This is a genomic window from Methylobacterium sp. Ger2507, assembly GCF_055231875.1.
Genome location: NZ_JBUYVC010000001.1, coordinates 3,406,347 through 3,428,917 on the forward strand (window position 1 = coordinate 3,406,347; position 22,571 = coordinate 3,428,917).

Below are 22,571 nucleotides of genomic sequence, written 5' to 3' on the forward strand. Positions count from 1 at the left end.
GACGACGAGCGCGCGCAGGGGGCCGTGCGCATCGGCAAAGCGCTCGATTACAGCGGCCGTCATCGCGCCGTCGAAGGTGCGGCTTGTTCCGGAGCGCCGACCCGCATGGAGAGGGCCTGTGGAAGTCGACCCGCGTGTTTGATCACGAGGGCAGCGATGGCAGGCCGATCGAGGAAGATCGCAGAGGCCGGCGCACCGACCGCGTGCGGATGCCTCAGCGTCGCGAGGTACTGCCGAAGCCGGCCAGAGCCCGCGTCCCACATGGTGGACTGGGCGAACGGATCTCCGCCCCAGTACTGCCACTTGCATTGCAGCACGGCAACGACTTGCCCGGAATGATCGGCTCCGATGCCATCGATCCCACCGTCGCCGGCCCCCCCGATCTGAGACCAAGCCTCACCCGGATGCTCCAGCTGTAATAGCGAGACGGCGAGGTGCTCGAGCGTCGAGGGTGTCAGATCGTTGAGCAATCGTTGCTCGACTACGGCGGGATCGACCGTCCAATCCCGAACCGGGAAACCCTGGGCGTCCATGGCGTTGAGGACAGCATCGTAGGGATCAATGCTGATCTCCCCGTCAGCCTTGACGACGCCGTAGGTCGACCGGCCGAACAACGATCGTCGTATCCAGGCGGGGATCTTGGGCACCGGAACGGATCTGAAGCGATCGACTTGCCAACCCTGGGCGACGTCGGCCGCATGCCATTGATCCTGGCCATCGAAGGACTGCCCCTGCGCTGAGCGGATGGCCATGTACTGATCGTACCAGGGCGGCGCGTTCTCGAACTGGAAATCGCCTTCGATCGTTCCGCAGTAGATGTAGCCCCGGCTCGGCCGCGGGACCATGACGATGTCGCCCTGTTTGATGCGCTGTACGAGGTTTCGGTTCTGCTTATACTCCCGGCGCCGTGGATGGCTTTGAGCGTGGGCCTGTCGCCATTCTACTTCCGGAGCATCAGGGCTTACGACGCAGGCGTGGATATTCTTCGCGTCGTACGCCGCGTTCGGGCGCGGCATCGGATAGCCGATGAACACGCGCCGATGCTCGAGGACGAGGTCGATTGCGTCTGTCCATTGGGGCTTGCAGCGGGAGAAGAAGACAGTCGGCATCGCTAGACCGGGATGAAATTCATTATCTCGCACCCGAAGTATTTGATCACTTTGCCGGCGATCCGGCCCGTGCTTGGTCGGTCGAATAGCCACGATGTGTCGCGGTAGAGGCTCGCCTGGGCCTCCTCGTTGATCTCGGCCCTAAGCACCGTCTTCAGACTCTTGTAGGGATCCTGCGCATCCAGGAAGTAGGCGGGACGGACGACGAAGCTTTCCTCGTCGTAGTTGGTATCGATCAACCAGGCCGCGATGTCCGCCGTGTCAAAGGAGCGGATGTCGACGGTGTTCCGGTCGAACACCTCGACGCCGTTGACCCGTACCTGGATATGGTCATCGTCTAGCGTCTCAATGTCGGACTCGCCGAACACCACGAACAGGTTGCCCATGCCGGCATTCTTAAGTTCCCCGGCCATGTGCAGGTTTGAGTTCATCTTCGCCTCCGTATTCAACACCGGCCCAAGTTTAGTCAGCTCCGAAGCGTGAGCGTCGAAGTTGAAGGCGCGCTTTGGGACGGGGGTTAGGAACCGCGATTCGCGCCGACCTGGGTGGGGAGCCTGATTGAGGGGATGGCCGTCGTCGTTGAGGGCGTGGTGGCGGGATGTCGCCTCGTAGGGTGAGTTGAGGATTGGGCACTTGTAGAAAGTCGTGGTGCTCAACAAAGGTCCCCGGTGCGGTTTTCAACTCTGAAAGGGAGCGTAGCGCACCGAGCGCGACACACGCTACGACTTTATTCGGATCGCTTAGGTGCGTGCTGCGGCCGCACGCGCGTTGGTTATTCGGCACCGAGAGACGTCCGTGCTCACTCCGCAGAGAAATCTACGAGTCGCGTGTGCAGGTACGTCCAGAGATCCCCAAGCGACAGCGAAGGTAGACGACCAGCTCGAAAAGCTAGCTCCTGCCAACTCGATGCGGGGACGCGGCGGTCTGACGTCAACGTTCCCCGGGCGCCCTCCGGTGGAGCGTGCACGAGAGACGGCAAGGGGCCTCTTGGAAGTCAAGGTGTCGGAGGTGATCGTGATGATTAAGAAAAGTGTCGTATGGGCATGAGTGGCGCTCGTTGCGGTCCGGCGGGTCAAACGGCGTGCCTAGGGACCAGATTGAAGTGCAGGCGGCACAGGTCAAGAGTTTGGCGAGAGCGTGCATGGAGGCTGAGAGCCCCGAGCGGAACTGTAGGACGAGCGTCTACGCCCTGAGATCTGCTACTCATTAAAAGAAGGCGCAAATCGTGTTTGGGATTTGACAGAACACCACAACCGCATTCGACCGCTTTCTGCCTTGGGTAACCTCCCGCCCGTGCCTGTCACCTTCCCGGATCTAGCCTTCCAGGTACCCAAGGCTATCGCCATGCAGTACCCTCTCAACTGGCTTGGCCCAAAATACCGATCGGGTCAGTGCTGGTTCAGACCAAAAACGATTAAACTAATGTAACTAGAATCGTGCCGCTTAAATTTAGAATTTTGAGGAGTAAGTCACATTGAGGCGCGAAGATTTTCGGTCTTGGTTGGAGCCAAAACATTCGCCAAATTCCGTCAATACGGGATTAAACACAGTATTTCGTATCGAGCGGCACTTAGCTGAGCTGGGTCTGTCCTCCAGCGATCTTGATGTGGCGTTTGCTACCGATGACCTTGAGCGAGTCCGTCTGGCCCTTGAAGCCGTGCGAGACGACGCCCGGGCTGGAGGCGAGCAGTTCCGCATACTCATGCCCGATGCAACCAATCCGGTGCCGCGGCTCCATGGCTACCTGTACTGGCTTCGCCGCTACGCCGCCTTCAGCAAGGGCGAACCGGCTGATGCCGACGAGGACCCGGTCGTTCTCTTCGACGGGAATGGCAAGATCTTCAGGCCGATTCGAATGAAGAGTCGCGCGTCCGGAACCGAAGCCTACCGGATCAAGCCAGAGGGCGCCTCTAACGAGACCGAGGACGCGATTGAGGAGCAGGACATCGTCGAGGTGGCGCGCGCGCTCCTAATCGACGGTCGTGCCGTGCGGATCCGAGAGAACGGCACCAATGGCACGAGATACCTTGTGTTTCCCGGAAGGCTCGTCGCTTACAGACTCCGCCCGGACATCGCCGACGCGCTCGACCTTCCAGTCGAAGGCGGGAGCCGCCCGCCCGCATCCCGATTCGAAACTCCAGCGCCGTTCTTGATGCCAGACCCCACGAACCTGATCCTCTACGGCCCTCCCGGAACCGGAAAGACCTACAGGACCGCAGCAGAGGCCGTACGGCTGTGCGACGGAGCGGTCCCGGATACACGCGAGGCGACAATGACGCGCTATCACCGGCTATCAGAGACGGGACAGATCCGCTTCGTCACCTTTCACCAGTCCTACTCCTACGAAGATTTTGTGGAGGGCCTCAGGCCACTAACGGGCGTGGGCGAAGACGCGACGGGTTTCCGGCTGGAACCACGGCGCGGCATTTTTCGGGAGATCGCAACCCTGGCTGAGCAGGCGCGCAGGAAGGGCTCGCCCTCGGCCCCCTTCGACCTCATCGGGCGACGCGTTTACAAAATGTCGCTCGGTCGGGCCGGGAGTGAGGACCATATCTACGAAGCCGCCATCTCAGGTGGTTACGCAATCCTAGGCTGGGGCGGCTCGGAGGACTGGTCGGATCCGAAATACGAGAACTATCAAGCGGTGTTCGACCGCTGGAACCAGATCGAGCCCGGCACGCCGGGCAATGCGGGCAACATCACCCAGATCTGGCGCTTCCGCTCAATGCGGGTAGGCGACCTCATCGTCGTCTCGGAGGGAAACTCGCGGTTCCGCGCCATCGGTGAGGTGACCAGTCCCTACCGCTACGATCCGACAAACGTCCGCGAATACGCGCATCGGCGGGACGTGCGCTGGCTCCTCGTCCTCAGCGAGCCACTGCCGGTGGAGGAAATCTACGCCAAGCAGTTCTCGCAAGCTTCCTGCTATCTTCTATCCGACGAGCACTTGAAGCGGGAGGCCCTTGCCCGTCTCCTGCCAGGCGGTCCCGCCATGGACGCACCGGCAGCGCCCGACCAATTCGTGCTGGTGATCGACGAGATCAACCGGGCGAATATTTCGAAGGTTTTCGGCGAATTAATTACACTCATCGAGCCGGACAAGCGGCTGGGTCGCTCTGGGGAAATCACCGTCCGTCTCCCTGCGTCCGGCGACAGCTTCGGGATTCCCGACAACCTCCACATCGTCGGCACCATGAACACTGCCGACAGGTCGATCGCGCTCCTCGACACGGCCCTGCGCCGCCGCTTCAATTTCGAGGAGCTGATGCCCGAGCCTGGGCTTCTCGCCGAAGCGAGCGGGCGGTGTGGCGTTGACCTCGTGGCACTGCTCAACGGGATCAACGCTCGCATCGAGTACCTTTTCGATCGGGAGCACCAGATCGGCCACGCCTATTTCATCCACTGCGCGAGCCGAGCCAACGTGGATGAGGTGATGCGCCACCGGGTGATCCCGCTTCTCGCCGAATATTTCTACGAGGACTGGAGCAAGGTGGCCCTCGCCCTCGGCGACCCGGCGGGAGAACTCTTCCTGGAGCGAACCGCGCTCAAGCCGCCCGCCGGTCTTGCTGAGGGGGGAGCCGAGGAACGCTCGCGCTGGTCCGTCCGATCGGCGTTCGCCCCCGACGCCTACCAGACCCTCGCGTGATCCGCAGAACAGTGTCCGAATGGGGCCGGATGGCCTATGGCCCCGGTGACACGCAGATCGACGAGTCCGCTGCAGTCCGGCTGGCTGCTGTCGCCCGGGCGCTGCCGCTCGGGGGCACCGACGGCAGCGGGATCCTCAGCCTCGGCCGCAAGGATCTGAGGGCCGCCCAGTCGGTTGGCGTCCTTGCGGCGGAGGGGTGCGCGCTGGAGATCCTGCCAAAGATCGACAACCTCGACAACGGAGGCATTCGCCGCCAGCTCGTTCACATGCTCGCCGTCACCCACGACCTGAACGTGTCGACGGGGGCGCTGACTGCACACGACTGGCAGCGGAACGATCTCCTCGAGATCCTCATCCGCCTATTTGCCCGAATGCTCACCGAGGCGGTACGCAGAGGCATACCACGGCGCTACGTCGGCCAAGAAGACGACCTACCCGTGTTGCGCGGACGCCTTGACGCCACGCGCCAGTTTACTCGGCTTGCCGCCAGCCCCCAGATCCTCGCATGCCGGTTCGACGCGCTTTCCGCCGATATCGCGCTGAACCAAATTATGAAAGCGACCCTGCTGCGCCTCCTAACTCTGGCTCGCAGCGCCGAGACCCGTCGCATCCTCCGGGAGCTCGCCTTCGCATACGCTGACATTGCGCAGGCTCCGGTCGGTGCTTTGCGCTTCGATGCCGTGATCCTCGATCGCACGAACGCACGCTGGCGCGACCTTCTAGCGCTCGCGCGCCTGCTGCTTGAAGGGCGCTTCCAGACCACCTCGGGAGGAACGACGGCTGGGTTCTCCCTGCTATTCCCGATGCACGAGCTGTTCGAGGAGTACGTCGCCCGGATGCTGAATCGCGTGCTGACGGGCAGCGGGCAACACTTAGTGGCGCAGGGTGGGCTGCTGCATTGTCTTGAGGATCCAGTCAGCGGCGCCCGAAGGTTTCGCACAAAGCCTGACATCCTGGTGAAGCGGGACACCTCAACCACTCTCGTAATTGACACAAAGTGGAAGCGCCTCGCGCCAGTCTTCGAGGATCCGAAGCAGGGGATCTCACAATCCGACGTCTACCAGATGATGGCCTATGGTCGGCTGTACCGATGTACACAGCTGCTCCTACTCTACCCTCACCACGCGCGGCTCGGCGAGGAGCCAGGCTTGCGCAGCCGCCACCGGATCATAGGCAGCGATGATGAGCTTCTCGTCGGTACTATTGACCTCGAGCAACTTGCGACAGCGCCGGAGCAGCTCCGCGCACTAGTCTCGCGTTGCTGCGTGAAGATTTCGAGCGTCTAACAGAACCACCATTGGAAGAAGCGCAAGGTGATGAGGCCAAGGCGAGGGCGAGGGCGAGGGCGAGGGCGAGGAAGGGGATATGGATGTCGGTGCGCCGCCTATAGCGGCTGGCCAGCGTGGCATTAGCAAAGCGGCTGCTTACCTTTACAATGAATCCTATAAGTATTCGCACTGATCCAGGTTTCTCGTTGGGGTATATGTTGGACCGGCAGATCCTTGACCGCACGAATGCTCGCTGGGGCGACTTGAAATGGCTGGCGCGTTGTACCTCGGCGACCAGTTTCAGACGACTTTACGCGGCCGGGCACAGGGCTACACGCTTCTCTTAGAAATGAACGTGCTATTCGTAGAATTGCAAAGGCGGAGGTCGCATCACGCTTGCAGGGGAACGGCCGTTACTGCCTGATCGAACTCACCGAAAACGGGGCAAGCTGCTCAACAACGCTTCCTCACACGGCCCGTCATTATCATCAGCTAGAAGGGCACACCTCAGCTGATCATCGACACGCAGTCGAAGCGTCTGGCCTCGCAGGCTTGCGGCCCCAAGCGCGGTGTCGCGCAAGGCCTGCCACGATACCGGCGGTGAAGCCTTCGCAAGATTTGGCACCGGACGCGCAGCTGATAATTCTTATTCCCCCAGATCGACTACCGCGCGTAGCCGACCAACTGTTGCATGCTCGACACATCAACCTGTGGTACGCACTTCCTAAGCTATTTGACGCCTAGCACGGCTGGAGGCGCAGGGAGGGGGACATGCCGGCCTTGACGCCTGAGAGCGGTCGCCTCACCGAGCCGACGCGCTCACGGGCTCTGTGCTGAACTCGCATCGCGGGCGCCAGAGCGCTGCACACTCCTCCAGCCGACATCTAAAGAATTGCTAGGCTTCGCGACCTCATGGCCGAGTTGATATCTGCGTTTGGAATCGCGGCGCGCGACGCCGTACTCGCCACGGCGGGATTGCTGAAGAGCGAGGCTGTCCCAGGGCTTATCGCGGTAACGCTCGTGCTCGCCCTCGCAATCCTCGCTGCGCTCTACGGCCGTGGCATAGTCATGCGAGTGAGGGCGGTCCGAGGGTTGCGCATCGTGGTGCGCCGGGCTGCCGATGAGGCCTCGTTCGGGCGATCCATTGCCGATCTCGACGCGGAGGTTCTCCGCTCGGGTGGACGAGGTGCGCGCAAACAGATTGCCACCGCTTGGGACAAATACCGAGAGACGCTGGTCGAGCACGACGAGGATGGTGAAATCATCCTGCGTAATTCGGTGAGACCGGCCGTCTTCTTCAACGCGGACGACCTTGGTTTCGGATCCGGCTTCTGGCGGGCAGTGCCAGGCCTCTTCGTCACGATCGGTCTGTTTTTGACATTCCTTGGCTTGGTCTCCGCGCTCGGGGCGATGGACCTCTCGACGCCGGACAAGGTGCAGAGCTCATTACGCGAGCTGCTATTGATCGCCTCGGCAAAATTCATCATGTCGCTGACTGGCCTCCTCTGTTCGATCGTGTTCACGATCATCCTGCGCTGGGGCATCGGCAGCATCGACAGCGCGCTGCACACGCTCTGCGCTGAGATCGAAAAGCGCCTTAGCTTTATCAGCCTGGAGAGCCTCGCGGCCGAGCAGCTCCGGGCCACACGAGAGCAACGGGAGCACTTCCGCCTAATCGGCCTAGAGCTCGTGGCAGAACTCGGCCGTCCCCTGCGCGAAGAAATCCCGGCGGCGATCTCCAACTCGATCAACGCCACGATGGGCCCGCTGCTGCAGCAGGTCGGCCAGCTCGGCACCGATCACATGGGCAGCATGGTTAAGGACCTCTCGGCGCGCTTTTCCGATGATGTCGGCCGTGCCCTGGCACAGGCGAGCGAGCGCCTGGTACAGGCGGGCGACCGCATCGGCGATCTTTCCACGCGCATGGACCAGAGTTCTGGCCGCATGGGGTCCGAGATGGACGCCGCTGTGACCCGGCTTGCTCAGGCCGTCGACGACCTGCGGGGCACGATGAGCGCCACGGCGGCCTCGGCGAGCGGGGCCTTCACCGACGGTGCGGATCGTCTGCTCGGGGCTATGAACCAGACCCTCCAAGAGATCCGCGACAACACCCGCGCGGGGGCTGAGGCCATGGGTGCCTCCGCAGCGGACATGCGCGCGGCGGCCGAAGGGTTTCGCACCGAACTTGAGGCGGCTACCCGCTCGGGCGCTGCGGACGCCACAGCTCGGATGCAGGCGGCCGGTTTGGACGCGAGCGCTCAGATCGGCGCCGCCGGTTCGACCGTCGCTCAGGCCTTCAGCCGTACGGCGAGCGACATTGCTGAGGCGACGAGAGAGGTTGGCGCCAAGGCAGCCCGCGACCTGCTCGCTCCCCTGGACAGCATCGCCACGCGATTGCGTGAGGCCGCCAACGGGGTCACGGCGGCCGCGGGCCATACTGGCCGACTGGGCGACGGGGTACGTGCGAGTGCAGAAGCAGCCGAGCGCGCGGCCGGCCAGTTCAGGGGCGCCTCAGAGGCCCTCGTCTCGGCTGCGGCTCCTCTGCGTGCCACCACGGAACGGATCGAGACCGGAATCCGGCAGCTTGCGGAGGCGACACAGCATGTCGCCAGTTCGGTGAGCCAGTCCGCCGAGCAGACTGCGCGCAGCGCCGCTGATACCCTGGCCGCCGCGCAGGCCGCTCTTGGAGGCCATGCGGGTGCAATCGAGGCTTCGCTTGTGGGTGTGGGCCAGATCGTCGATCGCCTCAAGGGCCAGGGCGCGCAGCTCGATACCCTCGACGAGAAGCTTGGAAGTGCCTTCGATCTCTACGCGGTGAAGGTTGCGGCGGCCGTCGACACCCTGTCCGATTACGTGCGGCGGATGCAGGCCGAACTCGCGCCAGCCCTGGACACCCTGCGCGCCGTCGTCGAGCAGGCCGAGCAGTTCATCCCTGAGAGCCGGAGGCGCTGATGCGCGGGGCCATCCGTCGCCTCGCGCATGACGAGGAAGAGGAATCCGCGTTCGTCTCGATGACGGACCTCACGGTGAGCTTCCTGTTCATCGTGATCATCCTGCTCGCCTTCTTTGCCTCCCAGTTGAAGGATGACCAGACGGTTCCAGTCGTGGAGTATCAGCGGGTCTTCGATGAACGGAACGCGCTGCGCACGAGCAAGGAGGCGCTTGAGCGTGAGCGAGACCGACTTGCTAAAGAGACTGCCGAACTCCGCCGCGAGGTCGCGCGACTTGAAGAGGAACTGCGCAAGGAGCGTACGAACCGCCTTCAGACCTATCTGGCTGCGGTGTCGAGCGAGCGCGATCGGATCCTACGGACGTTGCGCGACCGGTTGCTCTCGGACTTCCCCGACCTGAAGGAGATCGTCAGCATTGAGACCGACGCACTTCGTTTCAAAGGGGACGGATTGTTCGCCAGCGGCGCCAGCCGGCTGGCCGAGGACAAGCGCCGAATCGTCGCTGCGATCGCGGCCCGGCTGAACGAGCTCCTGCCTTGCTACACGTTTGGAAAGGCGGCGCGGTGGCAGACGGAGTGTAATGCTGCTGGTGCAGTGATTGAGGCGGTACAGATCGAGGGCCACACGGATGCCTCCGGTCTTGATCGATCGAACTTTAGCCTCTCGACGGAACGAGCGATCGAGACCCTTTTCGCTATGAGTGGGCGCGAGCCCGCGCTGCTCGACGATCTCAACAGCGCGGGACAGCCGGTCCTCTCCGTGTCCGGCTACGGACGCCTCCGCCCCGTTGCGGACAACACCTCAGAGCGCGGTAAGGCCACGAACCGGCGTATCGACCTGCGGATCATCATGTATACGCCGCAGAACGTGGAGGAAGTCGAACGGATCAAGGACAGCCTGAGGCGCGGCTTAGCAGGAACGACTCTGCGATGAGCCTGGACGATCGCCTCGCGCGGATGCGCCTCCCGGAGCCGCCCGCCCTGCCAAACCTGAAAGCCCTCACGACAACGGCAGAGCGAGTCCTTCAACGCTGGCCGGACGTCGTGCCCGACCCGCCCGAACGCGACCGCGAGGCGCTCGTCCAGCGCATGCGGGCACATCACGTGCAGGATGAGTGGGGCGACGTCAGGATGTCGCTCGTCACCGCCGCGGCCCGGGCCCTCTTCGACGAGCGACGGCGACGGCGACCCGATTTGGCGGAGTTGCGCCGCTTCTATCTCGACGAGATTCGGGCCTCCCGACGGACGACGTTCTTGGGGGCGATGGCCGCCGTCTACCTCGAGAGCTTCGAGCCGGATGCCCCGCACACAGGCGATCTCGGGGGAGCCCTGAGCGAGATCCGCGATCGCCTGTGTGCACGCTGGCGCGAACTCCTCACCACCATCCCAGAAGTGTTTCGTCCGGATGCGGCGCCCGACGCGATCGCACAAGCGATGATGGAGATGTCCGATCCCTGGTCGGGCCTGAAGGCACTCGGGCTACGCGCGCCGCATGCACCGGGCCTGATGGATTTCGCCCATCTCGCCTACATCAAGCAGCTCGGCCCGAGGCTGACAACACACCCAAAGCTTGAGCAACTTTTCGCCTGGCTGAAGCCCGATGGACAGACCGCGGCCCGGATGTCGGGCGCGAGCCAAGCGATAGATGCGGTGCTGGGCCACTGGCGAACAAGCGATCCGCCGGAGACGGACGTCAGCTTGATCACGCAGTCTTTCGTCGAGTTCTACGGCGACCCACGCGTGCAACAGGGCGGGGCATGGGCTGGCGTCGCGCCGGATTGCCTTGCGGTAATCATGCGCTGGCTCACGGGCGAGAACATCCGGTTCTTCCTGGATGTCGTCTCGGCCGTTGAGGACAGTCATATGTGGGAGCCACGGCGGCGTTTCTGGCTCAAGCTTCACGCCCAACGCCGGATCGATGCGGCCTGGGTTGCCTTTTCTCCGAGCGGCGCCGAGTACGCCCGACGCATACTCGCCGCGCGTGGGACTCGGGGCGTGCTCAATTACGGCCATCAGAGTGCGGGCGGCTCGCGGGCCGGCACTTCGCTCCTCATCCTGAAATGCGGCTCCAAGATCATCGTCGAGGGCTCGCACAGCTACAGGGTACACATTTTCCGCGAGGGAGATCGGCATGCGCCGGCGCTGTACCAACGAAGCTACGATTGCGAGGCCATCCGGTTGACGCCTGGGGCTGAGGCGAAATCGCATCTCGGTAATTGGCAGGGATGGGTCGAGGAGAGAATCTGACCATGTCGCCCGCTCTCGCGTTCGCGTTCGATCCCGAGGCTGTCACGCTCTCGCTTCCGAAGACCGGCAGTCTCCTTGAGCGGCTGGGGTTCCGGCGCGATCGCCGCGAACTCGATCGTCTGCCGCCTGCGGAGCGCACACTCCTTCTCGCCATTGCTGACCTTCGCGCCCTGGCCGCCGAGAAGCCTGCCGAATTGTTCGAGGTGACAGCCGACCGCATTCGCCTGTCTCACCGTTTGGCGGCAGCCCTGGACGCTAAGACCGCCGAGGCGATTGGTCTGCCACCCATCATCGATCTTGCGCTTCGCACGGACGTCGAGGGAGTTCTGGGATCTCCCTCGTTTCGCCTGCGGCACGAGTGGTTCAAGAACGGACAACGCCAGACCGTGCAGCGGATAGGCGCCATCTTGAAGACATCGGCGGGCGAGCGTCGGCTGCCGGAATGGCTCATGGACGCGGTCGCGGTGTCGGAAAGTTTCGAGCCTGGCCGCAACGAGACCCAGCACTGGAACGCCCTGGCCCAGTTCCGGCAGCTACTCGACCCTGGCGTCCGTATCGAAGACCCAACGGCGGCGGCCCGCGTCTCGATGACGGACTTCCTGGCCGGTCTTGAGGTTCGGATCGCAGACCGCTTCGCGCTTGCACCAACCGCCGACGACGATTTCGACATCGTCCCGTTCTTGGGTCGGGAGCTCGCCCAGGCTGGGTATGAGGAGGGTGCGGTCGGCGTCCCCGAAGACGCGGGCGAGCTAGCAGGCCCGCTCCTGCGTGAATTTCAAGAACGGGTGCGTTCGCGAGGAGCGCTGTCAGCCTATCGGCTCAGACCAGGCAACTTCCTCGTCATCGATCCGGCTGCAGCACCAGCGCTATCTGTGATGACCAGGATGCAGCACGCCTCTCCTTCGGCGCGAGAGGCCTTCCTGCGCAACCCGCGCCCGCTTATCACGCAGGCAGTCGAGGCCGCGCTGCGTAGCGCAGGCCAGCTCGACGACCTCGACGCGATCGGCGAGGAAGAAGCCATCGAAACTGCGGCCCTTCCGCTGCTCGTCGAGACGCAGGAATACGCGGACCGGGTGACGGGCATCGGCGTGTTCCGCAAGCCCGATCTCGAAATAGGACCAGGCAGTGGTACGACTTGGCTGCCGGAAGACTTCGTCGAGAAGCTCAGAAGCGCTCTCGCAGCCCTTGCCCCGGTGGAGCTCGAAGCACTGCATCGACAGGTCTCTCACGCTATGGCGGCCGGCAAGGCAACCGTGCAGCTTGCCGGGTTCGACCTGCCCGCTCGCCCCGAAGCGCTCGCGCTCATTGCGCAGTATCGGGAAAGCGACGAAGCGCCTGAGGGCGATGGCCACGAGGAGACGGCTGCGTCCGAGCCGATCGTTCTCGAGACGGCCGTCAATTTTGACGAATTGCAGTGGATTGCTCGGTGCAAGCCGCGTGTCGCGACAGGTACCGATGCCCTGCCGTTGATCATCCGCACAGATCTCAAAACGCATCAGCACGCGAGCTTCGAGTGGCAGATTGCGTCTTGGAAGGCCGGCCTGCCAGGCATCCTCAACGCGGATGAGCAAGGTCTCGGGAAGACGCTCCAGACGATCGCGTTCCTGGCATGGCTAAAGCAGCACGCGGCCAATCCACGGGCGGTAGAGCGTGGGCCGGTGCTCGTCGTCGCGCCGACCTCGCTCCTCCAGAACTGGGAGCAGGAGGTCGCTCGCCACACGCGAGAACCGGGCCTCGGGCACCTCATACGCCTCTACGGCTCAGGGATCGGCGCGCGAAAGCAAGCCGACGCCGCCGGACGCGACATCGACACGGGGGAAAGCAAGCTCGATCTCACCTTCTTGCGCGAGGCCTTGGACGATAGACGAGCCCACCGCTATTGGATCCTCACAACTTACACGACCCTGGTCAACTACCAGCACAGCCTCCGGCAGATCCCCTTCAGCGCGGTTGTCTTCGACGAGATCCAGGCGCTGAAGAACCCCGCCAGCCTGCGCTCCGCCGCCGCCCGAGCCGTCCGGGCAGACTTCCGCATCGGGTTGACGGGGACGCCGATCGAGAACGCCGCGACCGACCTGTGGGCCATCATGGATCAGCTGGCGCCGGGCTCACTCGACAGCCTTCCCGAGTTCCGCGCCCGGTACGGCACGCCAGACGCGACCAACATGACGGAGCTTCATCGCCGCGTGTTCATGTCCACGCCGCCTCTGGCGCTGCGGCGGATCAAGGACGTCGTGGCGCGGGACCTGCCGGAAAAGGTGCGACGTCTGCATCCACGAGCAATGCCCGATCGCCAAGCTGTGGCCTACGAAGACGCCCACTTCAAGCTCGCGCAGGGCGGGGCAGGGGCTGCGCTCAAAATGCTGCACCACATCCGAACCGTCTCGGTACATCCTAGCCTTGATACGATGGAGGAAGATGCTGCCTTCGTCGAAGCTTCAGCACGGCTCAGCGCCGTGTTCGAGATTTTGGAGTCGATCGCCGAGCGGGGCGAGCGAGCGCTCGTTTTTGTCGAGCATCGGCGCATGCAGCACAGATTAGTTGAACTTGCCCGCGCGCGGTTCGGCCTACCCCGCATTGATCTGATCAACGGCGACACGCCAATCTCTCAACGCCAAGCCATTGTCAATCGATTTCAACGGCATCTCGGAGGAGAGGAGCAGTTCGATCTTCTCGTTCTCGGCCCAAAGGCGGCTGGCACGGGGCTGACGCTCACCGCTGCGACGCACGTCATCCACCTGTCCCGCTGGTGGAACCCCGCGGTCGAGGAGCAGTGCAACGACCGTGTCCATCGGCTTGGGCAAACCCGCCCAGTTACCATCCACCTGCCGATGGCCATCCACGCTGGCTATCGCGAGGGCTCGTTCGACTGCTTGCTCCACGGCCTGATGCATCGCAAGCGTCGACTGGCCGCATCAGCTCTATGGCCGATGGGTGACACGCAGGCAGATGTCGGCGAACTAAGACGACTTCTGGACGATGCTTCCAAGCAAGATGGCGCAGACCCTGTGCGCGGCGCTGTCGCTGCGATGTTTGCCCGAGACGGGTTAGATGCCCCCATCTGGGAGCAGGACGGATCGATCCGGGTAGCTTAAGCGGCGGCCCCGAAGGTCGGTGCAAAGCCATTCGGCGTCATTGACTGAGCCAGCAACAGGGGATCCGAGTCAGCGTCTAACAGGCCATCGGACTGATCAGCCAGGTGCTGCCGGCTGTGGCTTTGCTGCCTCCTTCCCGCCTTACGCTGCCCGATCTCAACCAAGCCGCAACTTACCTGTCCCCCAAAGCCCGTGAGTATCCACGTTGATCCAAATCTTCTGCTGGGGTAAACGTTGGGGTGAAAATTCGTTCCCGTCTAATTAGATCAATAAATTAAGTTACTTAGATGAATAATTTGGCGGAAGGGGTGGGATTCGAACCCACGGTGGGCTTTCACCCACGGCGGTTTTCAAGACCGCTGCCTTAAACCACTCGGCCACCCTTCCGTCCGGGCGGTTCTATCGGAGATCGGGCGCCGCGGAAATCGAAAAACGCGCCGATCGGGGCTCGGCCGAGTCCGAGGATCCGGCAAGTCCCGGGGATTGGCCAGCCCTGGAACAGACCACATCCCAGGACCGGGCGTGTCAGGGCGCCAGGCGGGTGAGGCGGTCGAGGAGGGCGCGGTCGTGGAGGAGGGCCATGCGCTCCTTCGGGGTGAGCCAGGCCTGGGCCTCGGCGAGGGCGTCGGCCTCCACCACCTTGGCCTGGGCCAACGCGCGGTCCGGGTCGATGGCGCCGCGCGGGCGCGGGGCGGTCTCGGGCAGCATCATGGCGTGGGCCTGCGCCAGGCCGGCATCGGCGTGGAGCGCCCGGAGCGCATCCGCGTCGTCGAGGCCGGCCTCGGCGTTGCGCCGGCTGAGGGCGCCCGCCTGCACGGCGATGGTCGGGGGCGTGCGCTCCTCCGGGGTCATCAGCAGGCCGAGGCGCTTCAGGGCCAGCCCGAGGCCGAGCTGGCCGCTGGCCCAGGAGATCGGGATCGCCAGCACGAGGCCCAGGATGGTGGGCGACATCCAGAGGAACAGCGAGGTGGCGATGGCGAAGGCGGCTACGCCGGTGATCAGCCCGAGGGCCATGTGCCAGCGGTGGCGCCGGACGATGTCGGCCCAGGGGATCGAGCCGTCGTCGCGTCGCTGCGGGTTCCAGCCGGTGTCGCGGCCGAGCAGGATCTGGAACACCGAGCCCGACTGGATCAGCATCGCGATCGGGGCGATCAGGGCCGAGAGCAGGATCTCGATCAGGCTCGAGAGCACGAGGCGGATGGCTCCGCCGCAGGCCCGGCGCACCGGCCCGTCGATCAGCGCGAGGGCCAGTCCCAGAAACTTCGGCGCCAGCAGGATGCCCATGGTCAGCCCGAAGAGCTGGAGCGCGCGCACCGGGTCGAAGCGCGGCCAGACCGGATAGAGACCGAACTCGCTCGTGAAGTATTCCGGCCGCACATAGGCGGTCTGGAACACCAGGGCGATACCCACCACCAGCTGGGCCAGCCACAGGGGCGAGGCGACGTAGCCGGCGATGCCGGTGGCGAAGTGCTGGCGCGAGGCGAGCGCCAGGCCCGCGGTGCCGATGATGCGGCTGTGCTGGAGGTTGCCCTGCGCCCAGCGCCGGTCGCGCACCGCGACGTCGATGAGCGAGGGCGGGCTCTCCTCGTAGGAGCCGGGCAGCGCCGGCAGCATGGTCACGCTCCAGCCGGCCCGCCGGATCAGCGCCGCCTCCACGAAGTCGTGGCTGAGCACGTGGCCGCCGAAGGGCGGCTTGCCCTTCAGGTCCGGCAGGCCGCAGGCTGCCGCGAAGGCGCGGGTGCGGATGATGGCGTTGTGGCCCCAGTAATTGCCGTCGCGGCCGGACCAGACCGACAGGCCCGTGGCGATCACCGGCCCGTAGATGCGCGCGGCGAATTGCTGGACGCGGGCAAACAGCGTGTTGCGGTTGATGATCAGCGGCAGCGACTGGATGATGCCGGCATCCGGGTCCGCCTCCATGGCGGCGGCCAGATGGACCACGCAGGCGCCGGTCATCAGGCTGTCGGCGTCGAGCACCAGCATGTGGTCGTAGGCGCCCCCCCAGCGGGCGACGAAGTCGCCGATGTTGCCGGCCTTGCGATGGTGGTTCTTCGGGCGGTGGCGATAGTAGAGCCGGGGCTCCGCGCCCCAGCGGGCGCGCAGATCCAGGAAGGCGCGCTCCTCGGCGATCCAGGCATCCCCTTGGGTCGAATCCGACAGGACGAAATAGTCGAACGCGTCGCCGTGGCCGGTGGCGTCGATCTCGGACCGCATCGCCTCGAGGCCCGCGAAGGTGCGGGCGGTGGCCTCGTTGTAGACCGGCATCACCACCGCGGTCCGGGTGGCGAGGTGCGACGGCAGGGGCGGGGTCTTCAAGCCCCGCAGCAACACGAGGAAGCCCAGGATCGCGCCCGTGAAGGCCAGCGCGATCCAGGAGAAGTTCAGGGTGAAGAGCGCGAGCAGCACGTATTGCAGCGCCGTGGTGCCGCCCGAGACCGCCACCACCTCGTACATCTGCATCGCCCCGTAGGCGGTCAGCAGCGCCGCCCCGCCGAAGACGAAGGCGCGGGCGAGCCAGGGCCTGCCGTGGCGCACCGGCCGGTGGCCGGTGGCCGGGTCCCAGCGCACGAGGTCCTGCACCGGCATCGGCAGCGGCGCCTCGGGCGGCATCGCGGGGGCGAAGGAGGCAGCGGTCGGGGCTGCGACCGGCGCGGCCACGTCGGGGGAGAGCGGGGATGCGGTCACGGGGTCCAACGGTAGAGCCAGGTTTCGGTCAGAGGCGTGCCGGCGCGCTGCAGGGCGAGCCGCAATTCGCAGGACTTCCCGCCCTTCGGGTCGAGCTCGAAGGCCACCCGCAGGGTGTCGCGCTCGGGGTAGCGGTACAGGGTGCTCGACGTGATCGCCCCGGAGGCCGCGCTCAGCTGGGTCTGGAGGTCGTCGGGGGCGGCGAGCCCCTGGCCCGTGAAGTCCACCAGGAACAGGCGCCGGTTCTCGGGCCCGCGCCCGCTGCGGGTGCCCGAGACCAAGGCGACGGGCGGCGGCTCGGGGGGCTGCCAGCACCAGTGCTGGCGGTAGCTGAACGGCATCTCGGCCCCGGCCGCGAGGGTCGCCTTCGGGCGCCAATAGGCCAGCACGTTCTCGTTGAACTCGGAATCGCTCGGGATCTCGAGAAGCGTCACGGCGCCGGGCCCCCAGGCGCCGAGGGGCTCGAGCCAGAGCGAGGGGCGCCACTCCCAGTGCTGCACGTCGTCCTGGAAGTCCCTGTAGTCGCGCGCCCGCTGCATCAGGCCGAAGCCTTTCGGATTCTCGTCCACGAAGGAGGAGATCTGCAGGGTCTCGGGGTTGTGCACCGGGCGCCAGATCGCCTCGCCGGCGCCGGTGCGGATCTGCAGGCCGCCGCTGCTATAGGCGCCGGCCCGGGCATCGTCGGACCCGCGCCGGTCGTGCGGGCCGAACAGGTAGCTGGTGGTCATGCCGCCCAGGCCCAGATGGTCGATGGCGGCGCGGGCGAAGACCGTGCCCTCGACGTCGCAGAGCGAAGCGTCCCCGGCGCGCAGGCTCATGCGCAGGGCCGCCGTGGCGGAGGGGGAATCCACCAGCGCGTGGAGGACGAGGGGGCCGCCGGGACCGGGCCGCTCGATCCAGATCGCGCGGAATTCGGGGAATTCCTCGCCCCGGGCGTCGGCCGGGCGCAGGGTCAGCGCCCGCGCCGTGACCCCGAACCCCTGGCCGGTGGCGAGCAGGCGAAAGAACGACGCCCCCTGGAACATGGCGAAGTCGCTGAGGTCGCCGCCCCGGAAACGGGCGCGGATGCGAAAGCCCGAATAGCCGGGGTCGTCCTTGAAGGCCGGGAGCGCCACGCCCTCGGTCTCGAACCGCGCCGGATCGTAGGGCAGAGCGCGCACGGTGCCGTCCTCGATCAACGCGAGCGCCACGCGGGAGCGGAACACCGAGCCGCGATGCAGGGGCTCCAGGGTGAAGCCCAGGGCCGCCTCGGCCCAGACCGCGCTGCCGGGTCGAGTGCGGATGGCGGCGTATTGCTCGCGGTTGAGGCCCGCCAGGGCTTCGGGCAGGTCGTCGGTGCGCGGCGCCGCGTAGGCACGCTTGGCCAGGGCCCGGGCGAGGTCGGTGACGAGTCCGGGCTGGAACGGCGTGCCGTCCGCCGGAAGGGCGGGGGCCTCGTCGGCGGCGGCGGCCCCCGGCAGGGCCGCGAGCCCGCCGGCCAGGGCCGCGAAACCGACCTGCCGCAGAACGGTGCGGCGGCTGGGGCCGGTGCAGCCGCCGGGGCTGCGGGCGGACGGGTCGTCGAGGAGATCCGGGTTCGGCGGCGTCATCAGGTCCGTGTGGTCGGCGCGGGCGCGCGGAAAAGGCAAGGGCGTTGCAAGGGCGTTAAGGCGAGGGCGTTGGGGATCGGGGCTTGCGGAGGTTGAGGTTCGTATGTGTCTACCATGCCGAGCCCTGAACCGGGGGTTAAGCCGTCCCGAACCGCGCCGGTCAACGCCGAAAGCGTCCGGGCCGTTCGGCCCGGGCCGGGTCAAAGCTTAGTCGCGAGATCCGATCACGCGACGGATACTGCCGAAAGACGGCGGCAGGTCCGCATCGATGCAGGTCCGCATCGATGAAGCCCGGCCCGATCGCGCCCGGACTTGAAACAGCCCCATCCGCGCTTTAGCCGACGGGGAGCAACAGCTTGGCCCGCGGCGGACCCCTCGATGACCGATCAGACGACCCCGAACGCAGACCGCAGCCTCACCGCCATCGTGCTGGCCGCCGGCAAGGGCACGCGGATGCGCTCGGACCTGCCGAAGGTGCTCCACCGGGTCGCCGGCCGGACCCTGCTCGGGCACGTGCTGACGGCCGCGCAGGGGGCCGGCGCGACCCGGATCGCCGTGGTGGCGGAGCCGGGGCAGGCGGCGGTCGCCCGCGAGATCGCCACCCTGGCGCCCGGTGCCGCCGTCTATCCGCAGGCCGAACGCCTCGGCACCGCTCACGCGGTGCTGGCCGCCCGGGCCGCCCTGGAGGCGGGCGACGACGACGTGGTGATCGCCTTCGGCGACACGCCGCTGATCACCGCCGACACCCTGGCGCGCCTGCGCGCGCCGCTGGCCCAGGGCGCGGCCGTGGCGGTGCTGGCCTTCGAGAGCCCGAATCCCACCGGCTACGGCCGGGTGCTGACCGACGGGGACCGCGTGCTGGCGATCCGCGAGGAGAAGGATGCGAGCCCGGCCGAGCGCGCCGTCACCCTGTGCAATGCCGGCCTGATGGCCCTGTCCGGCCCCCATGCGCTCTCTCTCCTGACCCGCATCGGCAACGCCAATGCGGCGGGCGAATACTACCTGCCCGATGCGGTCGCCCTCGCGGTGGCGGACGGCCTGCCGGTCGCGGTGGTGCCGGTGGCGGAGGCCGAGGCGCAGGGGGTCAACGACCGGGTCCAGCTCGCGGTGGCCGAGGCCGAGATCCAGGGGCGCCTGCGCCGCGCCGCCCAGATCGCGGGGGCGACGCTGATCGCGCCCGAAACGGTTTTCTTCAGCATCGACACGGTGTTGGGGCGTGATGTTCTGGTGGAACCTCACGTGGTGTTCGGGCCCAACGTGACGGTCGGCGATGCGTGCGTGGTGCACAGCTTCTCGCATCTGGAGGGCGCCACCCTGGCGGCCGGCGTGCAGATCGGCCCCTATGCCCGCCTGCGCCCGGGAGCGGTGCTGGAAGCGGGCGCCCGCATCGGCAACTTCGTCGAGATCAAGAACGCCCGGATGGGCGCCGGCGCCAAGGCCAACCACCTGACCTATGTGGGGGACGCCGAGGTGGGGGCGGGGGCCAATCTCGGAGCCGGCACCATCACGTGCAACTATGACGGGGTGAACAAGCACCGCACCACGATCGGGGCGGGGGCCTTCATCGGCTCGAACACCGCGCTGGTGGCGCCGGTCAGCGTCGGCGCCGGCGCCATCGTGGGGGCCGGCTCGGTGATCGCCTCAGACGTGCCGGAGGAGGCCCTGGCGGTCTCGCGCGGGCGCCAGCGCACCCTGCCCGGCTGGGCGCCGGGCAAGCGGGCGGCGCTCCAGGCGGAGAAGGTGGCGCGGGCCACGAAATCGCAGCCGTGACGCCAGCGTGGGATTCGTCCCGGCCGACCAAGGCTGCAAGCCCTCGTTCAGCATTGTCGGGGCAGGCTCCAGACGAGGCTTGGCAGGCTCCGGACGGGGCTTGGCGAGCCGTGGGGCACGCGGCTGGCGCGCGGCTGTCCCGATCCGGTACAAGCCGGGACCATGCGTTCGCGTCCGGGCTCCGCGCCGGACATCCGCCTGCCATCGCGTCCGGGCTCCGCGCCGGACATCCGAGAGACACCTGAGAGACACCAACCCATGTGCGGAATCGTTGGCATCGTCGGGCGGGACGCCGTGGCCGGGCAGCTGGTGGAAGCCCTGCGCCGGCTCGAATATCGCGGCTACGATTCGGCCGGCATCGCCACCCTAACGCAGGGGCACCTGGAGCGCCGGCGCGCCGAGGGCAAGCTCGCCAACCTGGAGATGCGCCTGCGCGACGCGCCGCTCGGCGGCAGCATCGGCATCGGCCACACCCGCTGGGCCACGCATGGCCGTCCCAACGAGACCAACGCGCATCCGCACGCCACGACGCGCGTCGCCGTCGTGCATAACGGCATCATCGAGAACTTTCGCGCGCTGAAGGCCGAGCTGCAGGGCCAGGGCGTGCGCTTCGAGAGCGAGACCGACACCGAGGTGGTGGCCCAGCTCGTCAGCCACGCCCTGGAGGGGGGCCTGGGTCCGGTCGAGGCGGTGGCGGCCTGCCTGCCGCGCCTGCACGGGGCCTTCGCGCTCGGCTTCATCTTCACCGGCCACGACGACCTTCTCATCGGCGCCCGCCACGGCGCCCCCCTGGCCATCGGGTTCGGCGAGGGCGAGACCTATCTCGGCTCGGACGCCCTGGCGCTGGCCCCCTTCACCCAGGAGATCACCTACCTGGACGAGGGCGACTGGGCCATCCTGACCCGGGACGGGGCCGAGATCCGCGACCAGGACGGCCAGCCCGTCACCCGCGAGCGTCAGCGCATCGTCGCCCAGGCCTACCGGGTGGAGAAGGGCAACCATCGCCACTTCATGGCCAAGGAGATCCACGAGCAGCCCGAGGTGGTCGGCCGCACGCTGGCCCATTACGTCGATCTCGCCAACGGCCGCGTGGCCCTGCCCGAGGCCCTGCCCTTCGACTTCGCCAAACTCTCGCGGATCTCGATCACGGCCTGCGGCACCGCCTATTATGCCGGGCTCGTCGCCAAGTACTGGTTCGAGAGCCTGGCCCGCCTCCCCGTGGAGATCGACGTCGCCTCGGAGGCGCGCTACCGCGAGCCGCCGCTGGACCGGGACGGCCTCACCCTGGTGATCTCGCAATCGGGCGAGACCGCCGACACCCTGGCCTCCCTGCGCTACGCCAAGGGGCAGGGCCAGCACACGCTCGCCGTGGTCAACGTGCCGACCTCCACCATCGCGCGCGAGGCCTCCGCGACCGTGCCGACCCTGGCCGGCCCCGAGATCGGGGTCGCCTCCACCAAGGCGTTCTCGTGCCAGCTCACGGTGCTGCTGTGTCTCGCCATCCATGCTGGCCGGGCGCGCGGCACCGTGAGCCCGGAGGAGGAGCGCCGCCTCGTCGACGCGCTGATCACGGTGCCGGGCCTGATGGCCGACGCGACCAAGCTGGAAGGCCCGATCGAGGTCCTGGCCCGCGAGGTCTCGAAGGCCCGCGACGTGCTCTACCTGGGGCGCGGCACCAGCTATCCGATGGCGCTGGAGGGTGCCCTGAAGCTCAAGGAAATCAGCTACATCCACGCGGAAGGTTATGCGGCGGGTGAACTCAAGCACGGCCCCATCGCCCTCATCGACGAGAGCGTGCCGGTGATCGTCATCGCGCCCCACGACGCGATCTTCGAGAAGACGGTGTCGAACATGCAGGAGGTGGCCGCCCGCGGCGGCCGCATCATCCTGATCGGCGACGCCAAGGGCGCGGCGGCCGCAGGCCTCGACACCATGGCCACCGTGACGATGCCGGACCTCGATCCGGTGGTGGCCCCCATCGTCTACGCGGTGCCGATCCAGCTCATCGCCTACCACACCGCCGTCTTCATGGGCAAAGACGTCGACCAGCCACGCAACCTCGCGAAATCCGTCACGGTGGAATAGGCCCATCACGGTCGATTCGGGGGTTCCGATATCAAAAGGGACGCGACGACCAACCGGTCCGCGCGTCCCTTTTTCCGTAGGCCGGGCGCTCGCTCCTTCGAGCGCTTGGCGCCCGGCCGTGATCATG

12 protein-coding genes and 1 tRNA gene are annotated in these 22,571 nt (G+C 66.3%); 8 read left to right on the top strand and 5 right to left on the bottom strand.

Going from position 1 to position 22,571, the window contains the following annotated elements:
* Window positions 1–59 precede the first annotated feature (59 nt).
* Both ACV7NL_RS15755 and ACV7NL_RS15760 read right to left on the bottom strand, forming a co-directional pair.
* Window positions 60–1,109: a hypothetical protein gene (locus tag ACV7NL_RS15755; RefSeq protein ID WP_463356174.1), complete on the bottom strand. Its 1,050-nt coding sequence runs from the start codon at window positions 1,107–1,109 to the stop codon at window positions 60–62.
* Window positions 1,110–1,111: 2 nt separating this feature from the next.
* Window positions 1,112–1,765 carry a hypothetical protein gene (locus ACV7NL_RS15760; protein WP_463356175.1) on the bottom strand — a complete coding sequence of 218 codons (654 nt, stop codon included), beginning with the start codon at window positions 1,763–1,765 and terminating at the stop codon, window positions 1,112–1,114.
* Between the two features lie 818 nt (window positions 1,766–2,583).
* On the opposite strand from ACV7NL_RS15760, the gene ACV7NL_RS15765 reads away from it, so the two are divergent.
* The 6 genes from ACV7NL_RS15765 (at window position 2,584) to ACV7NL_RS15790 (ending at window position 14,315) form a co-directional block, all read left to right on the top strand.
* Window positions 2,584–4,755 carry an AAA family ATPase gene (locus ACV7NL_RS15765; RefSeq protein WP_463356176.1) on the top strand — a complete coding sequence of 724 codons (2,172 nt, stop codon included), beginning with the start codon at window positions 2,584–2,586 and terminating at the stop codon, window positions 4,753–4,755.
* A 29-nt stretch (window positions 4,756–4,784) separates the two neighbouring features.
* Entirely contained in the window at window positions 4,785–6,041 is a 1,257-nt protein-coding gene (locus ACV7NL_RS15770; protein ID WP_463356177.1) for an McrC family protein, read from the top strand.
* A gap of 894 nt (window positions 6,042–6,935) precedes the next feature.
* Entirely contained in the window at window positions 6,936–8,975 is a 2,040-nt protein-coding gene (locus tag ACV7NL_RS15775; RefSeq protein ID WP_463356178.1) for a hypothetical protein, read from the top strand.
* Window positions 8,975–9,907, top strand: coding sequence for an OmpA family protein (locus ACV7NL_RS15780; RefSeq protein WP_463356179.1), 933 nt, complete (start codon window positions 8,975–8,977; stop codon window positions 9,905–9,907). Before ACV7NL_RS15775 ends, ACV7NL_RS15780 begins: the two co-directional genes overlap by 1 nt.
* Window positions 9,904–11,220 (top strand): EH signature domain-containing protein, encoded by a 1,317-nt coding sequence (locus ACV7NL_RS15785; RefSeq protein ID WP_463356180.1) that lies wholly within the window; start codon window positions 9,904–9,906, stop codon window positions 11,218–11,220. Before ACV7NL_RS15780 ends, ACV7NL_RS15785 begins: the two co-directional genes overlap by 4 nt.
* A gap of 2 nt (window positions 11,221–11,222) precedes the next feature.
* Complete coding sequence (locus ACV7NL_RS15790; RefSeq protein ID WP_463356181.1) at window positions 11,223–14,315, top strand: DEAD/DEAH box helicase; 3,093 nt, start codon at window positions 11,223–11,225, stop codon at window positions 14,313–14,315.
* Between the two features lie 297 nt (window positions 14,316–14,612).
* Here ACV7NL_RS15790 and ACV7NL_RS15795 read toward each other — a convergent pair.
* The 3 genes from ACV7NL_RS15795 to ACV7NL_RS15805 form a co-directional block, all read right to left on the bottom strand.
* Window positions 14,613–14,702, bottom strand: a tRNA-Ser gene (locus ACV7NL_RS15795).
* Between the two features lie 138 nt (window positions 14,703–14,840).
* Window positions 14,841–16,973, bottom strand: a complete 2,133-nt coding sequence (mdoH, locus tag ACV7NL_RS15800; RefSeq protein WP_348773023.1) for a glucans biosynthesis glucosyltransferase MdoH — start codon at window positions 16,971–16,973, stop codon at window positions 14,841–14,843.
* 23 nt (window positions 16,974–16,996) lie between these two features.
* On the bottom strand, window positions 16,997–18,589 hold the full coding sequence (locus ACV7NL_RS15805) for an OpgD/OpgG family glucan biosynthesis protein (RefSeq protein WP_463356182.1): 1,593 nt from the start codon (window positions 18,587–18,589) through the stop codon (window positions 16,997–16,999).
* Between the two features lie 378 nt (window positions 18,590–18,967).
* Here ACV7NL_RS15805 and glmU point away from each other — a divergent pair, with 378 nt between their 5' ends.
* A complete protein-coding gene (gene glmU, locus ACV7NL_RS15810) occupies window positions 18,968–20,359 on the top strand; it encodes a bifunctional UDP-N-acetylglucosamine diphosphorylase/glucosamine-1-phosphate N-acetyltransferase GlmU (protein WP_056487380.1) in 1,392 nt (463 codons plus the stop codon).
* A 258-nt stretch (window positions 20,360–20,617) separates the two neighbouring features.
* Complete coding sequence (gene glmS / locus ACV7NL_RS15815; RefSeq protein ID WP_056487373.1) at window positions 20,618–22,444, top strand: glutamine--fructose-6-phosphate transaminase (isomerizing); 1,827 nt, start codon at window positions 20,618–20,620, stop codon at window positions 22,442–22,444.
* The last annotated feature ends 127 nt before the right edge of the window (window positions 22,445–22,571 follow it).

Excerpts from the sequence above, each read along its gene's own strand:
- ACV7NL_RS15780 (WP_463356179.1), top strand. The coding sequence starts at position 8,975 with ATGCGCGGGGCCATCCGTCGCCTCGCGCATGACGAGGAAGAGGAATCC.
- ACV7NL_RS15790 (WP_463356181.1), top strand. The coding sequence starts at position 11,223 with ATGTCGCCCGCTCTCGCGTTCGCGTTCGATCCCGAGGCTGTCACGCTC.
- ACV7NL_RS15775 (WP_463356178.1), top strand. The coding sequence starts at position 6,936 with ATGGCCGAGTTGATATCTGCGTTTGGAATCGCGGCGCGCGACGCCGTA.
- ACV7NL_RS15755 (WP_463356174.1), bottom strand. The coding sequence starts at position 1,109 with ATGCCGACTGTCTTCTTCTCCCGCTGCAAGCCCCAATGGACAGACGCA.
- ACV7NL_RS15770 (WP_463356177.1), top strand. The coding sequence starts at position 4,785 with ATGGCCTATGGCCCCGGTGACACGCAGATCGACGAGTCCGCTGCAGTC.
- ACV7NL_RS15805 (WP_463356182.1), bottom strand. The coding sequence starts at position 18,589 with ATGACGCCGCCGAACCCGGATCTCCTCGACGACCCGTCCGCCCGCAGC.
- ACV7NL_RS15785 (WP_463356180.1), top strand. The coding sequence starts at position 9,904 with ATGAGCCTGGACGATCGCCTCGCGCGGATGCGCCTCCCGGAGCCGCCC.
- glmS (WP_056487373.1), top strand. The coding sequence starts at position 20,618 with ATGTGCGGAATCGTTGGCATCGTCGGGCGGGACGCCGTGGCCGGGCAG.
- glmU (WP_056487380.1), top strand. The coding sequence starts at position 18,968 with ATGACCGATCAGACGACCCCGAACGCAGACCGCAGCCTCACCGCCATC.